The sequence below is a fragment of the Mycobacterium sp. NGS49 genome, from assembly GCF_059812565.1.
Map to the genome: position 1 here is coordinate 153,403 of NZ_JCALCX010000007.1, position 14,295 is coordinate 167,697.

The window sequence follows — 14,295 nt, forward strand, 5'->3', positions numbered from 1 at the left end:
CCGTTCTGTTGGTGCGCTCAGGCGGTCGTGCCAAGGCCGAGGGCAACGGTGAGTTCCAGCACGGTTCGCGGTTCGCTGAGTCGGTCGCCGTACAGCTCGCGGAGTTGGCCCATGCGGTAGCGGACCGTCTGGGCATGTACGAACAAGTCCGCCGCTACCGCGTCCCGCCTGCCTTGATGCAGCACCCAGGAACGCAGGGTTTCGGTGAGCCGCTCGACGGTGTTGGGGGGCAGTCCGTTGAGCGGCGCCAGGACCCGGGCACGTAGGTCAGCGGCGGATTCCAGGTCGGCGCCGAGTACCAGCTCGACGAGATGGTCGTCGGTGTCGATGGCGTTGGTGGTCGTGGTCTGCAACAGGTCCCGGGCCCGCAGCGCGCGATAGTAGGACGACCGGACCTCCATCCACGGCCGCGCCGGGCCGACCAATGCCCTTCTGCTGGCCAGGGTGGACAGCAATTGGCGCCGTGCGGGACCCGCCATGTCGGGGACCAACAGGACGGCGAGGGCCTCCGAGGCGTCGACGCCGGGCAGGTCCTCGGCCAACTGCAGCGTCGACTGGCCGAATTGGGTGGCCAGACCGCGTGTTTGCGCCAACGGCACCAGGACCGCGGTAAGGCTGACGGGGGGCTGCCAGCCGGCCTGCTCGGCCGCGGCCAACAGGGCGGCCGCGGGCTCACCGGCCAGCAGGTCCTGGCTCAACCGGTCCAGGTAGCGCTGCCGCACACGTCCGGTGGTGGCCAGTTCGTCGGCATGGCCGGACACGCTGGCCGCGGACAACTCGTCGATGTAGGCGAACACCAACTCGGCGAACCTGGCGATGGTGGACGCGGGAAGTCCCGCCGCGACGGCGGTCGCCGACAACTCCCGCCACGCCACCTGAGCGCCCACCCGGTAGGCGGCCAGCAATGCATCAATCGTCCGGCCCTGACGCGCTTCGCCACGTCCGAGTTCGTAGGCGCCGTCGATGGCCGGGAGCAGCGACGTGCCGGAATCGGTGTCCTCGGGACGGGTGGCCAGCCGCAGGAACACCCCCAGCGACGTCTGGACCGCGTTCTCGATGATCTGGCCCATCCGGCCGCTGAACGCATCGGCATAGCTCGGCACCGCAACGGTGATCGCCGTCACTGTTCGCTCCGCCATTGCGGGCAGGATCGCTTCCAGGGCTGTGACCACGGGTTCGTCCACCTGCAACCCGCTGAACCGAAGCGATGGATCGGACAAAACTATTCCTAATGAACAAATTCGAGCTAAAACTTCACACGATCTAGTCAAGACTTTACACATATTCACAACGACTATGGAGCCATGACAACGGTGGCCGCCCGACCCAGTGTCGTCGGAACATTGCGTAACCGAATGCTGAAGTTTGCCGAGAGGGTGACGACGCCATTGGTCCCCGGCGACTACCTGGACGTCATCGATCCGCTGCGGTCCGGTGCTGCCCTGCGCGGGCGCATCCTGGCGATCCACCCCGAGACCCGGGACGCCGTCACCTTGGTGATCAAGCCAGGCCGGGGCTGGCGTCCACATGTCCCCGGGCAGTATGTGCGCATCGGAGTGGACGTCGACGGTATTCGCCAGTGGCGCGCCTACTCGCTGACTTCCAAGACTCACCGCCGGGACGGATGCATCGCGGTCACCGTGAAAGCCATCCCGGGCGGCGTGGTCAGCAATCATCTGGTGCGCCGCGCCACCGTCGGCACCGTGATCCAGCTGGAACAGGCCGCCGGTGACTTCATCCTCGGCGACCAGGCCCCGCCGAAGGTCCTCTTCGTCACCGCCGGCAGCGGCATCACCCCGGTGATGGGGATGCTGCGCAACATCGCCGGCGTCAACGGACCCGCCCCGGACATCGTCATCGTGCATTCCGCGCCCACTGCCGACGACGTCATCTTCGGCTGGGAACTGCGCATGCTGGCCCGGGAGGGCCGGATCAAGTTGGTGGAGAAGCACACCGACAGCGAGGGCATGCTCGAAGTGGCGCGCCTGGCCGACGTGGTCCCGGACCTCGCCGAGCGCGAGACCTGGGCTTGCGGGCCGGCCGGATTGCTTGACGCGCTGGAACAGCGCTGGTCTGCAGACGGCATCGCGGACCGGCTGCATGTGGAGCGTTTCCGGCCGGCCGTCATCACCGCCGGTGACGGCGGCACGGTGACGTTCACCAAGAACGGCAGCATCGTCGAGGCCGCTGGATCTCAGACGCTGCTGGATGCGGGCGAATCCGCCGGGGTGCTGATGCCGTCAGGGTGCCGGATGGGCGTCTGTTTCGGTTGTGTCGTGCCGCTGCGCCAAGGTGCGGTGCGCGACGTGCGCAACGGTGACGTGACGACCGCCAACCCGGGTGACAACGTGCAAATCCAGACCTGTGTGTCCGCTGCCGCGGGTGCCTGCGAGATCGATCTGTAAGGAGCTGCAATGACTGCCAAGAAATCCGATCCGACCGCTCACCTGTCCGCCGAGGACATCGAGAACCTGGGCCGCGAACTCGACGCCATCCGCGAGAACGTGCTCGCCGCCCGCGGCGAGCGCGACGCCGCCTACATCCGCAGCGTCATCGACGGACAGCGCCGTCTCGAGTTGGCCAGTCGCGCCGTACTGCTGTTCTCGCTCTTCCCGCCCGCCTGGCTGATCGGCACTGCGGGACTGTCGATTTCGAAGATCGTGGAAAACATGGAGATCGGCCACAACGTGATGCACGGGCAGTGGGACTGGATGCGCGACCCGAAGATCCACTCCACCACCTGGGAATGGGACAACGCATCCCCGGCGGAAATGTGGAAGCACTCCCACAACGAGGTCCACCACACCTACACCAATGTCCTTGGCAAGGACCATGATCTGGGTTACGGCATCATGCGGGTCGACGAGAATCAACGGTGGAAGCCATTTTATCTGGCCCAACCGCTGTGGAATTTCATCAACGCCTGCCTATTCCAATACGGTATCGCTGCATACGATCTCGAAATCGGCAAGTACCTCAAAGGCCGCACCGACAAGGAAGAATTTCAGCGGCAGGGCAAAAAGGTGTTGGCAAAGGTGCGTAAGCACGTGATGCGTGACTACGTACTGCACCCCTTGCTGTCCGGTCCTTCGGCCGTCACGACGATGACGGCGAACCTCACCGCAAACCTGGTCCGCAACTGGTGGACTCACTCGGTCATCATGTGCGGTCATTTTCCCGAGGGCGTGCAGACCTACGAGAAGACCTCAATCGAGGGCGAAACCCGAGGGCAGTGGTACCTGCGCCAGATGCTCGGTTCGGCCAACATCTCGGGAAATGCTCTGCTGCACTTCATGAGTGGCAATCTATCGTTCCAGATCGAGCACCACCTGTACCCGGACCTGCCCAGCAATCGCTATCAGGAAATCGCCCCGAAGGTGCAGGAGGTGTTCAAGCGGTACGGCCTGACGTACACCACCGGTTCGCTGCCTCGCCAGGTCGCGTCGGCGTGGAAGAAGGTAGTCTGGCTGTCGCTGCCCAACGACTTCGGTCGCAAGGCGTCGGAGGCCATCCAGCCGGCAGCGATCTTCGAGGTGATGTTCGCCAAACCGCGCAAGGAAGCGCAAGCTGCGTAACTGAGAACACTCTATGAGGCCGTTTGGCGGCACGGCATGCGAGGTAAGTACTTGTTAGACTCGCAAAAAGTTGCTGCTGACAACAATTAATAAACTTCCAATATGTGAAAGTGGGTGCCTCACCATATGCCGCCGCGGAGCAACTCGACCGGTGGTGGTGAGTCCTCCCGTCGCAAGTTGATGGTGGGTTATACCGGCGTGCTGGCGCTGACCGCCGGATACGTCAACGCCGTGGCAATCCTGATACTGGCGTTCCCGGTCGGGAACGTGACCGCGGTAACGACTCAACTGGGGATGAACACCGCCAATCCATGGCTGTACGAAGGCCACCTGCTTGCCGCGATCGTTCTTGGTTTCCTCGGCGGCGCCGCTTTGGCCGGTGCGATTCTCGCGCCGACCCAAGCGCTCACCGGCAGGCGGCAGGCTGCCGTGCTCATTATCGAGGCAATTCTGCTGCTAGTCGTTGCTACACAGTTCGAAGTGTCGGTGTTCAAGTCGCAGATCGCCGCGCTCGGCATCGAGCAGAACACGGTTCAGGCGATGTTCGCTGCCACAGCGCTCGGTATGCAGAACGGTATGACGTCCAACTTCCGCGGGATGGCGGTGCGTACCACCCATTTCACCGGTACCGTCACCGACCTCGGGTTGATGCTCGGTCGTAGCCGGCGGCACGGAATCGAAAGGTGGAAGGCCGCAATTCTTGCGGTCACCTTTGCGTTCTTCCTGCTAGGTGGAGTATTGGGGCTGCTGGCTGGTGCGCGCTACGGCGGCTACGCGCTGTTTCTTCCGGCTGCCGTTTGTGTGGCCCTGGCAACGGCCGGACTGTTGAATAGGCAAGGGCTGGGCGTCACGCGGAATCAACCGGATGAGGCGCCGGTGCAATCGGCGCATGCGGGATCTCAGTGAGCGTGGGCGCCGCGGCATCGCATCAGATCAACGGCCGGCTCAGGTTTGCTGATCGACCAACGTTCCTGCAGACACAACGCGGTTTCGTCCCGCCAATTTCGCCAGGTATAACGCCTTGTCCGCTTCCTTGAACAAGATTTCCTCATGCTGCTGATGCGTGGGTACCACGGAGGCCACACCTACGCTCACCGTCACCTGCTTGGAGTCGCCGTAAACGATGCATAGATCGTTGATCGATTTCAGTATCGCGGTCGCAAACCTTTGTGATTCGCGGAGGTCGGTGTCTCCCAGGAGCAGCGCGAATTCGTCGCCGCCGAGGCGTGCTGCAAGGTCGGTCGGTCTGCGGCGATAGGCGAGCAGAACCTGGCCGACGCGGGCCAGACTCTGGTCGCCGGCAAGGTGCCCGCACGCGTCGTTGTAGTCCTTGAAGTGATCGATATCAACTTCGATGAGGCTGATCGCGGATCGATCACGGATACTGTTCCGGACCTCACTGTGTAAGGACTGGCTGAAATAGCGCCGATTGGGCAATCCGGTGATCGGGTCATGCATGGCCTGGTGCTCGGCCCGTTCCTCGGCCAATTTGCGCAGCGTGATATTGCGATGGGAAATGATATACAGGCGCAGTGAATCATGTTTCAGGCGGGTGACATGCATCATGAACCAGCGCTTCTCCTGCGGACTGTGGCAGGGATATTCGAAGTAGTACGATGCGCGCCGCCCACTTACCACATCCAGAATTCCGTCCGCAGCTTCTCCGGCTAGGCTGTCGCCGCCGGCGACAGAAGCGGACAGGACCTCTAGATAGTTGCTGCCTACCGAGGCGTAGCTGGCAGAAAGCCCGTTCGCCATGCCGAAGTCGGTCCATGCCGAATTGACGTCGACGATGTTGCCCGCCTCGTCTATCACGGCAATTTGATCGTCTAAAGAGTTGAAGACCAAACTGTGCAGAGTCGTCAGGTCTTGCATAATTGCGACTTCTCTTGACGGAAAAGGACGGCCGTAGGCCCAGCGAGGATCTCAGGTGCAAGCCCTCCGCGCCACTTCGAAGCGGGACTTGGGACGGCACTCAGACCCTCAGCCATGGCGCGTGCGTCGGCGAGTGGCCGGCTGCCGGCGCGCGCCGGCAACGGCCACCATCCCTGGTCCGGAGTCTCGGAACTCATCGTCGATCACTGCACACACACCCTAGGCTCGGCTGAACTACACCCAACCATCCGGTGACTCATACCAGACACCGTGTTGCTCACTTGAGACCTGCAATATTTGCGCCATGCTCCCTTGCCGAGATGGCGCCCGATAGAGCACTTCTGCCTTTTCCGTCCGCCATAGTGCCCAAAATCGGTGGCAGTCCTGCCGGGCCGGCGCGGGCCGCCACCCGAGCCGATCAAAAAAACGCAACGTGCCCCCGGCAGGATTCGAACCTGCGACACCGGCTTTAGGAGAGCCGTGCTCTATCCCCTGAGCTACGAGGGCGGACGCGCTGAGCTTACCGGGCGCACGATCGCGCACCGACCGCTCGCCGTCAGCGCAGTTCGGCGATCACTCTGGCGAAGTTGTCGATGTGGTTGTCCTGCACGGTGAAGTGCGTTACGCCGTACTTCTCCCGGTGTCCCGACAGCTTCTCGGCCATTTCGCCCGGTGATCCACTGAGCACCGAATGCATGGCCAGCAACTCCTCGTCGGACAGATCGGGCGCATTGCGCCGGGCCAACGACAGGTCGGGCATGCTCTCGTCCTCCCGGGGCACCGCGGTGATCACCAGGTTCAGCTCTAGGGCGCTGAACCGGTCACCGGCCGCAGTGCGGACGAAATCGACGCGCTCGGCCAGCGGGTCCTCCACATCGCGCACCCTGGCGCCGGTCAGTCCGATGATGTCGGCGTGCCGGGCGGCCAGGGTCATCACCCGGTCACCGCTGCCCGCGATCATGATCGGCACCCGCGAGTGGTGGTCGGCCAGGTATTGCGTCATGTGTTGCAGGTGGTCGACTCGCGCGCCTGCACTCGGATAGGGCAGCTCGGCCGCCTCGAATTCTTCTCGGACGTAACCGGTTCCGAGTCCCACCTCCAAGCGTCCGTCGCTGAGGATGTCGAGAGCGCCGATGTCTCGGCTCAGCAGCGCCGGCTTGTAGAAGGCGGCGTTGAGCACGTACATGCTCAGGTGGATGCGCTCCGTGACCATTGCCGCCGCGGTCAACGTCGGAAACGGCGCGGCCGCGCCGAGGTGATCCGGCACGCACAACACGTCGAATCCCAGATTCTCCGCGCGCTTGGCGATTTCCACCAACGCCTCGCGCGACTTGAAGTAGCGGATGCTCAAGCCGAATCGAAAATCTTTGTCCACCAACAACCTCTATCAATCCGAAGGAAACTGCCACGAGCATGCCGCGGCCGCCAGACCCTGCGCCAACGCGGAAGGGAGCGGTGGCAACCCGTCGGACCCGGCCTCAGGCCGGATGGTCCGGCTCCGCAGCTGGCCGGTGCGCCCAGCGTCGTCGCCGAACAGAAGGCTGCGCGGGCTCAAACCGCGGACCCGGACCGGCAGTTCCAGCTGCGCCCCGCCGCCCCGAACCCGGTTGACCGGGTTGTCCGGGTGCAGGCCCCGCAGCTCCGTCGGGATGGCACCGAGGTCGGTGACGACCTGATAACCCGGCAGCCGAATGTGCCCGGCCACGTGCGCGGCCAGGGTGCGATTGCGTCCGCCGGCCAGCAGCTGGGCGCTGCGCCCGATCCGGCCGTAACCATGCAGTGAGACAGCGACATCGACGTGGTCGAGGAACTCCGCCAGCCGGGCGGATTCAGCCGGATCGAATCGCGATGACGGCAGGTGGTGCGGATAGCGGTCCGGGTGGCGCAGCACGTACACCGAGGCCCCGGCGTCCCGGGCGGCCCGCTCGGCAATCACATCGGTCATCTGCTCGAGCCCGCCGCCGTGAATCGCAAGGAAGCCGAAACGGGAGCGCAGCCGGCTCAGCTCCACTACCCCCGGCTCACGCAACAACTCTGAAAGCGACTGTGGCCCAACGTCGTCGGCGACCATTGGCAGTGGCCAGCGGGCCGGATCCCAGCGGTGCAGGAAGTCGATCCAACGTTGCGGCAGGCCGTGGTGAATGGCGCCGTCGACGATGCGCGACAGATAACCCGGCCGGGGCGGGCCGGGCGTCACCCGGTGGTCGATGTACACCCACGCCGGCAACGACCCCGATGCCGTATTCACGTCCAGGCGGTCGCGCCGGTAGCGCACCGGCACCCCCTCCGCGCTGTCCAGAACGGTCAGGTCACGATCCGAGAGCCGCCACAGCACGCCGTGCACTTCACTTCCCGGGCAGGGTTCAACGGTGGCCACGCCGCGTTCGTTGATCAGCCAGTCGTGATTGGACAGCACCGCCGGGTGCGGGTCACCGGCATCCGGGCAGCGGGCGGCCATCTGCCGCACGCACAGGTTGGATCCATATGCGAAGTAGAGGTGCCGGTGGACCGGCATTCAGCCCGTCACCGTCAGATAGATCAATGCCACGTTGAGCAGACTAATCATCACCGCGACCACCCAGCCAACAACCGTCGTGGCGGGGTGGTTGGCATGATCGCCCATCAGCTCACGGTTGGCGGTGAGGCGGACCAGCGGCAGCACCGCGAACGGAATCCCGAACGACAGCACGACCTGTGAGAGGACCAGGGTCCGGGTGGGGTCGACATTGAATGCCAGCAGCGCCACCGCCGGACCCAGCGTGACCAGGCGGCGCACCACCATCGGAACCGACCAGTGCAGCAACCCCTGCATGATCATCGCTCCGGCGTAGGCGCCTACCGACGACGACGCCAGACCGGACGCCAGCAACCCGATCGCGAACAGCACGGCGATGGTGGGTCCCATCGTGTCGCGAACCGCGGCGTAGGCGTCCTCGATCGTTCCCACTTCTCCGTGGCCGCGCATGTTGAACGCGGCCACGAGCAGCATCGCGGCGTTCACCCCGCCGGCGATCACCATCGCCACTCCCACGTCCCAGCGGGTGATGCGCAGCAGTCGGCGCCGTGCCGTGCCCGGCTCCGGCCGTCCGTGCCGGTCGCGGGCCAGTCCGGAATGCAGATAGACCGCATGCGGCATGACGGTGGCACCGAGAATCGCCGCGGCCAGCAATACACTTTCGGTGCCCTGGAAGTGCGGCACCAGGCCGGACATCACCTCGCCTGCCGGGGGTGTGGCGACGAAGAAGCTCGCGGTGAACCCGAGGGCGATCACCAGCAGCAGACCGGTGATGACCGCCTCGAACAGGCGTTGTCCCCGCCGGTCTTTGATCAGCAGCAGCACCAGGGAGATCGCGCCGGTGATCAGACCGCCGAGCGGCAGCGGCAACCCGAACAGGATGCGCAAAGCGATGGCTCCGCCGATCACCTCGGCGACATCGGTCGACATCGCCACGACCTCTGCTTGTGCCCAGTAAGCCAGCCGGGCGGGACGTCCCATTCCGTGGCCTATCGCCTCGGGCAGCGAATGTCCGGTAACCAGGCCGAGTTTCGCTGAGAGGTACTGAACGAGTCCGGCCATGACGTTCGCCGCAACGATGACCCACAGCAGCAGATACCCGAACTTGGCGCCCGAGCTGACGTTGGCGGCGACGTTACCCGGGTCGACGTAGGCGATCGCTGCGACGAAGGCAGGACCCAACAGATACCAGGCCGCCCGGTCGGCGCTCGCCGTGTCCGAGGTTGTGATGTCCTGCGCCAACTCCGCGACCTACTCTTCGAAGCAAAAAGTTAGGTTAACCGAAACATTCAGCCGTGCGGACACCGGCCGCGGCCGGCTCAGCTGCGGTATTCGGGATTGGCAAAGTCGGGACGGCAACCGGCATCCCACTGGGTGCGCTGGTTTCCCTCCGCCGCTATGCCGCCGTTGGCCTTCAACATCCGTGCCAGGTGCACCAGGTTGTAGCTCATGAACGTGGTGTTGCGATTGGTGAAGTCGTTCTCCGGACCGCCCGACCCTGGGTCGAGGTAGGAAGGCCCCGGCCCGGCCGGACCGATCCAGCCCGCGTCGGCCTGCGGCGGGATCGTGTACCCCAGGTGCTGCAGGCTGTACAGGATGTTCATCGCGCAATGCTTGACCCCGTCTTCGTTGCCGGTGATGAGGCATCCACCCACCCGGCCGTAATAGGCGTACTGGCCGACGGCGTTGAGCAGATGCGAGCATGCATAGAGGCGTTCGATGACGCGCTTCATCACCGAGCTGTTGTCGCCCAGCCAGATCGGTCCGCACAGCACCAGAATGTCGGCGGCCAGCACTCGTTCGTACAAGGCGGGCCATTCGTCTGTCGCCCAGCCATGTTCGGTCATGTCCGGCCACACGCCGGTGGCGATGTCATGGTCGATCGCGCGCAGGCTGTCGATCTCGACGCCCTGCTCGCGCATGATGCCGGCGCTGCGTTCGATCAGCCCCTCGGTGTGACTGAGCTCCGGGGAGCGCTTCAAAGTGGCGTTGATGAAAAGCGCTCGCAGGCCGTCGCGACGCGGTTCCGGTGATGACGTGCCGTCTTGGAGAGTCAAGGATTACGCACCTGTCCGTCGGTGTTGATGGTGGCCTGTTCGCCGAGAGAATACCTGTGCCGCGAACCGCCAGCGCCGGACACCGCCGCGCGGCTGGTCAGCCGGCTGTAGGGCTGTACAGGCCGCGGCCGGGGATCAGCGGTAGATCCAGGGTTGTGCAGATCCCTGGCGGGGCAGCCACCACCGCCGGGATTGCGTTGACCACCCGCATTGCCGTGGCAACCAGACCCGCGTGGTTGTGGTCACCGCGGCGGCTGCTCAGGCAGATGTCCATGGCATAACAGGGTTCACCGGTGATCTCGACCCGATAGGAACCGCCTTGCTGCGCGGGCTGCGGCCAATCCGGGCACAGGTCCTCTCGCAACCGGGTGATGTGCTCGAGCACCACGGCCGGCCGTCCGTCGACCATGCCGAGCACCTCGAACCGCAACGCGGCGGCGCTGCCTTCGGGAATGTGACCCGAGGCGATGTCGAAGGCCTCCGGTGCGGGTAGCCGGACATACTTCTCGGTGACCTCGTCGAGCGAAATGCCAAGGCCGGCAGCAAGTTGCCGAACCACCGACCCCCAGGCCAGGCTCAGCACGCCCGGCTGGAGCAGCATCGGAGTCTCCTCGAGCGACTTGCCGAAGCCCATCACGTCGAACATGACAACGGCGCTGTCGTAGGTCGCGTAGTCGACGATCTCCATGCACCGCACCTGCTCGATACTCTGGCAGGTGCCGGCCAGCGCCATCGGCAGCAGGTCATTGGCGAAGCCGGGGTCGATGCCGCCGACGAACACGCTTGAATTGCCTTCGCGCGCGGCATCTTCGATTGGTTTGACCAGCTCTTCGGGCAACACTTGCCATGGGTACTGCAGGAACACCGGGCCACTGCCCACGACGTTGATCCCGGCCGCGAGGACCCGCCGGTAGTCTTCCAGGGCTTCGGGAAGGCGGTTGTCTGCCATGGCGTTATAGACGGCGCACTGTGGTGCGGTCGCCAAGACTGCGTCCAGATCGGTGGTGGCCAGCACGCCGGTGGATCCCTCCAGGCCGGCAAGTTCGGCGGCGTCCCTGCCTGCCTTCGCGTCCGAGGACACCCACACACCGGTGAGCTCGAACTCGGGGTTGCTGATGAGAGCTTTCAGCGAGTGGACGCCGACGTTGCCGGTGCCGAGCTGGGCGACACGGATGGCCATGGTGTGCTCCTCACAGATCCGGGACAGGGATATCAAGGTTGGGATACGTGAGGCCGCCGTCGACCTCCAGCGTCTTGCCGGTCAGGAAGCCACCAGCGGGCGAAGCCAAATACACTGCCGCAGCGGCGATGTCGACCGGATCGCCGAGACGGCGCAGCGGTGTCGCCTTCTCCATAGGTGCGCGCAGTTCCTCGTTGCCGGCCACTACTTCCAGCGCCGAGGTCAGGATGGAACCCGGCGCAATGGCGTTGACCCGGATGCGCGGGCAAAGGTCCAGCGCCGCGAGCCGGGTGTAGTGCGAAAGCGCGGCCTTGGCGGTGCCATAAGCGGCGAAGCCACGTCCGGCCAGCCGGCCGATTGCCGAGGTGATGTTGATGATGCTGCCCCCACCGGAGTGTTCGAGCATCAGCGGCACCGCCGCGACGGTCAGAGCGTGCGCCGTTGCCACATTGAACGTGAATGCGTCCTTGAGGTCTTTGGTCGATGTGGTCAACAGCGTGTTGGGCATGGTGCCACCGACATTGTTGACAACGATGTCTAGTTTTCCGAAGGCCTCGACGGCTGCACCGGCCAACGTGGCGGTGTCTTCCGGATGAGCCAGGTCGGCGGTGACGACGTGGGCTCGTCGCCCGGTCGCACGTACCTGCTCGGCCACCTCGTCCAGCTGCGCTTGTGTGCGCGAGGAAATGACGACGTCGGCACCGGCTTCGGCGAAAGCGAGTGCAATGGCCGCACCGAGTCCGCGACCGCCTCCGGTGATCACGGCGACCTTGTCGTCCAGACGAAACCTGTCGAGGATCACTACCGCCTCGTTTCAGTTGACGGCCGACACGGCAGTGGAGCGCACCGTCTCGGAGAGCTTTTTGTAACAAGTTCTACTTTGTCACACTGCCCGGCAAATGTAACGCGAGAGGTCCTGAACCCGGTGTGCGGCGAGCGCCTCAGCCTTCCGGTGACGCGGTGGTGGAGTGACCTGCTGATGCGCGCGGTCTCATACCACTCGCCGTCGTCGGCGAACCCACTTCGAACGGGTGTCTTACGTCAATCGCCCGATGAACGGCGGCGGTGAAAAATCCGGTTATGTGACCGGTGGTCATTGTCAAGTGACTGGACAAGCAATATAGACATGAGACATACCGCGTCCGGTGACTATAAATGTTACAACCGGGAATTCCATGCCCCAAATTTGGACAGATCCATTCGTGAGGAACAAATAACCGTGGCGCGGGTGGACTTGCCGGGCAGGCACCAAAGCTGTTTCACAGCATGATCATCAGTGCTGATACCCCATCTGTCCGGCGAATTAACGGTGGCGCGTGGTGCCCCTCGAAATGGTCTCGCTCTCGGTTGAATTGCGGCGCGCGACCTTGGTTACCGAGCTGATGTCGTGGGTACAACGCAACGCAATGAATTGTTCGGACTAAATTGGCGCGGACAAGCATTGATTGCGTAATACTTGGCGCGTATCCATGCCTCTCGTGGATGCACCGGATTAGGAGGAATGAGCAATGAGGAAAATGGGTCATGCCAAGATGCGTGCTTTGGTGGTGCTGACAGCACTGGCCGCGGGCTTCCTGGTCACGGGAGCCGCGTGCGTCAACGGCCCGAGCAGGTTAGGTGAACCGGGTTCCATGGCCGGCAACGTCATGGTCGAGCAGCTCGCGCAGAACGGTCGCTGATCTGGGAGGGCCGGCCGCACTCCGGGTGCGTCCGGCGGTGGCCGGCCCTCGCGCTGCGCTCCGATAACGAAATGCGTTGAGCGCCAGAGCTTTTCTTTGATAACCCGGGCGGTAGGGACCACCCGCACCGACTTGCCGGCGCCGAGCCCGGCCACGTCGGCTTCGTCGACTCTTTCACCGTAGGTTACCTGTTGTTAATGTAGCGGCAAGGGAGTGAGTAAAGGGTCTGGTCGGACAAGCCGTGCGGAGGGGCGGCGGGTAGTATGTTTCATCTCTACCGTTAGGAACTGAATTGAAACTCAACCGATTTGGTGCCGCGCTCGGTGTCCTGGCTTCGGGCGCACTGGTCTTGTCAGCGTGCGGTAGCGACAACAATGCAAGTGGGGGAGGGCAAAGCACGTCGGGTGGCTCGTCGGGCAGCGTGAATTGCGGCGGCAAGAAGACGCTCAAGGCCAGTGGCTCCACCGCGCAGGCCAACGCGATGACCCGGTTCGTCAAGGCGTTCGAATCGGCCTGTCCTGGTCAGACGCTGAACTACACAGGCAACGGCTCCGGCGCGGGAATCAGCGAATTCAACGGAAACCAAACCGATTTCGGGGGTTCCGACTCGCCGTTGAGCAAGGACGAGGCCGCGGCGGCGATGAAGCGTTGCGGCGACGCGCCGGCCTGGAACCTGCCGGTGGTGTTCGGTCCCATCGCGGTCACCTACAACATCGGCGGCGTCAGTACGCTGAACCTGGACGGCGCCACCCTGGCCAAGATCTTCAGCGGCGGCATCACCACCTGGAACGACCCGGCGATCGCCGCGCTGAACTCGGGCACCAACCTGCCCGCCACTCCCATCCATGTCGTGTTCCGGAGTGACGAGTCCGGTACGACGGACAACTTCCAGCGCTACCTTGACGCCGCCTCCAACGGTGCGTGGGGCAAGGGCACGGGTAAGGCCTTCAAGGGCGGTGTCGGTGAAGGCGCCAAGGGCAACGACGGCACCGCGGCGGCCATCAAGAACACCGAAGGGTCGATCACCTACAACGAGTGGTCGTTCGCCCAGGGGCAGCGCCTGAACATGGCCAAGATCATCACGACTGCCGGTCCCGAACCCGTTGCCATCGGCACCGACTCGGTGGGCAAGACGATCGCGGGGGCGACGATCTCTGGCCAGGGCAACGACCTGGTGCTCGACACGATCTCGTTCTACCGGCCCACACAGCCGGGTTCGTACCCGATCGTGTTGGCGACGTACGAGATCGTCTGCTCGAAGTACCCCGCCGCGGATGTCGGAACGGCGGTCAAGGCGTTTCTGCAGTCGACCATCGGCGGCGGCCAAAACGGTTTGGGCGACAACGGCTACGTGCCTATCCCGGACTCGTTCAAGTCCAGGTTGTCGACCGCGGTCAACGCGATCTCCTGATCT

Annotated in this window: 13 protein-coding genes and 1 tRNA gene; 5 read left to right on the plus strand and 9 right to left on the minus strand. The window is 64.1% G+C overall.

Going from position 1 to position 14,295, the window contains the following annotated elements; all coding sequences use genetic code 11:
* Positions 1–17: 17 nt before the first annotated feature.
* Complete coding sequence (locus tag AC5Y7D_RS09460; RefSeq protein WP_499923455.1) at positions 18–1,220, minus strand: PucR family transcriptional regulator; 1,203 nt, start codon at positions 1,218–1,220, stop codon at positions 18–20.
* A gap of 84 nt (positions 1,221–1,304) precedes the next feature.
* Between AC5Y7D_RS09460 and AC5Y7D_RS09465 the strand changes: the two genes are divergently transcribed.
* From AC5Y7D_RS09465 to AC5Y7D_RS09475, 3 genes are all read left to right on the plus strand, one after another.
* Positions 1,305–2,405: a ferredoxin reductase gene (locus tag AC5Y7D_RS09465; protein ID WP_499923456.1), complete on the plus strand. Its 1,101-nt coding sequence runs from the start codon at positions 1,305–1,307 to the stop codon at positions 2,403–2,405.
* A gap of 9 nt (positions 2,406–2,414) precedes the next feature.
* Complete coding sequence (locus tag AC5Y7D_RS09470) at positions 2,415–3,575, plus strand: fatty acid desaturase family protein (protein WP_499923458.1); 1,161 nt, start codon at positions 2,415–2,417, stop codon at positions 3,573–3,575.
* 126 nt (positions 3,576–3,701) lie between these two features.
* Positions 3,702–4,481, plus strand: a complete 780-nt coding sequence (locus AC5Y7D_RS09475; RefSeq protein ID WP_499923459.1) for a YoaK family protein — start codon at positions 3,702–3,704, stop codon at positions 4,479–4,481.
* 39 nt (positions 4,482–4,520) lie between these two features.
* On the opposite strand, the gene AC5Y7D_RS09480 is transcribed toward AC5Y7D_RS09475, so the two are convergent.
* The 8 genes from AC5Y7D_RS09480 to AC5Y7D_RS09515 form a co-directional block, all read right to left on the minus strand.
* Positions 4,521–5,450: a sensor domain-containing diguanylate cyclase gene (locus tag AC5Y7D_RS09480; RefSeq protein WP_499923461.1), complete on the minus strand. Its 930-nt coding sequence runs from the start codon at positions 5,448–5,450 to the stop codon at positions 4,521–4,523.
* A gap of 434 nt (positions 5,451–5,884) precedes the next feature.
* Positions 5,885–5,957 (minus strand) — tRNA-Arg (locus tag AC5Y7D_RS09485).
* Positions 5,958–6,006: 49 nt separating this feature from the next.
* Positions 6,007–6,831, minus strand: a complete 825-nt coding sequence (locus AC5Y7D_RS09490) for an LLM class F420-dependent oxidoreductase (protein ID WP_499923463.1) — start codon at positions 6,829–6,831, stop codon at positions 6,007–6,009.
* Positions 6,832–6,837: 6 nt separating this feature from the next.
* Positions 6,838–7,965, minus strand: a complete 1,128-nt coding sequence (locus tag AC5Y7D_RS09495) for a poly-gamma-glutamate hydrolase family protein (protein ID WP_499923464.1) — start codon at positions 7,963–7,965, stop codon at positions 6,838–6,840.
* Positions 7,966–9,207 (minus strand): Nramp family divalent metal transporter, encoded by a 1,242-nt coding sequence (locus AC5Y7D_RS09500; protein WP_499923466.1) that lies wholly within the window; start codon positions 9,205–9,207, stop codon positions 7,966–7,968.
* A 77-nt stretch (positions 9,208–9,284) separates the two neighbouring features.
* Positions 9,285–10,022 (minus strand): flavodoxin family protein, encoded by a 738-nt coding sequence (locus tag AC5Y7D_RS09505; protein ID WP_499923468.1) that lies wholly within the window; start codon positions 10,020–10,022, stop codon positions 9,285–9,287.
* A 97-nt stretch (positions 10,023–10,119) separates the two neighbouring features.
* Complete coding sequence (locus AC5Y7D_RS09510) at positions 10,120–11,202, minus strand: NAD(P)H-dependent amine dehydrogenase family protein (protein WP_499923470.1); 1,083 nt, start codon at positions 11,200–11,202, stop codon at positions 10,120–10,122.
* Between the two features lie 10 nt (positions 11,203–11,212).
* Complete coding sequence (locus tag AC5Y7D_RS09515) at positions 11,213–12,004, minus strand: SDR family oxidoreductase (protein ID WP_499923472.1); 792 nt, start codon at positions 12,002–12,004, stop codon at positions 11,213–11,215.
* 706 nt (positions 12,005–12,710) lie between these two features.
* Between AC5Y7D_RS09515 and AC5Y7D_RS09520 the strand changes: the two genes are divergently transcribed.
* Together AC5Y7D_RS09520 and pstS are read left to right on the plus strand one after the other, a co-directional pair.
* Positions 12,711–12,881 (plus strand): hypothetical protein, encoded by a 171-nt coding sequence (locus AC5Y7D_RS09520; protein ID WP_499923473.1) that lies wholly within the window; start codon positions 12,711–12,713, stop codon positions 12,879–12,881.
* A gap of 292 nt (positions 12,882–13,173) precedes the next feature.
* Positions 13,174–14,292: a phosphate ABC transporter substrate-binding protein PstS gene (pstS, locus tag AC5Y7D_RS09525; RefSeq protein ID WP_499923474.1), complete on the plus strand. Its 1,119-nt coding sequence runs from the start codon at positions 13,174–13,176 to the stop codon at positions 14,290–14,292.
* The last annotated feature ends 3 nt before the right edge of the window (positions 14,293–14,295 follow it).

Coding starts and splice junctions, on each gene's coding strand:
- AC5Y7D_RS09465 (WP_499923456.1), top strand. CDS start 1,305: ATGACAACGGTGGCCGCCCGACCCAGTGTCGTCGGAACATTGCGTAAC.
- AC5Y7D_RS09470 (WP_499923458.1), top strand. CDS start 2,415: ATGACTGCCAAGAAATCCGATCCGACCGCTCACCTGTCCGCCGAGGAC.
- AC5Y7D_RS09475 (WP_499923459.1), top strand. CDS start 3,702: ATGCCGCCGCGGAGCAACTCGACCGGTGGTGGTGAGTCCTCCCGTCGC.
- AC5Y7D_RS09480 (WP_499923461.1), bottom strand. CDS start 5,450: ATGCAAGACCTGACGACTCTGCACAGTTTGGTCTTCAACTCTTTAGAC.
- AC5Y7D_RS09495 (WP_499923464.1), bottom strand. CDS start 7,965: ATGCCGGTCCACCGGCACCTCTACTTCGCATATGGATCCAACCTGTGC.
- AC5Y7D_RS09510 (WP_499923470.1), bottom strand. CDS start 11,202: ATGGCCATCCGTGTCGCCCAGCTCGGCACCGGCAACGTCGGCGTCCAC.
- AC5Y7D_RS09520 (WP_499923473.1), top strand. CDS start 12,711: ATGAGGAAAATGGGTCATGCCAAGATGCGTGCTTTGGTGGTGCTGACA.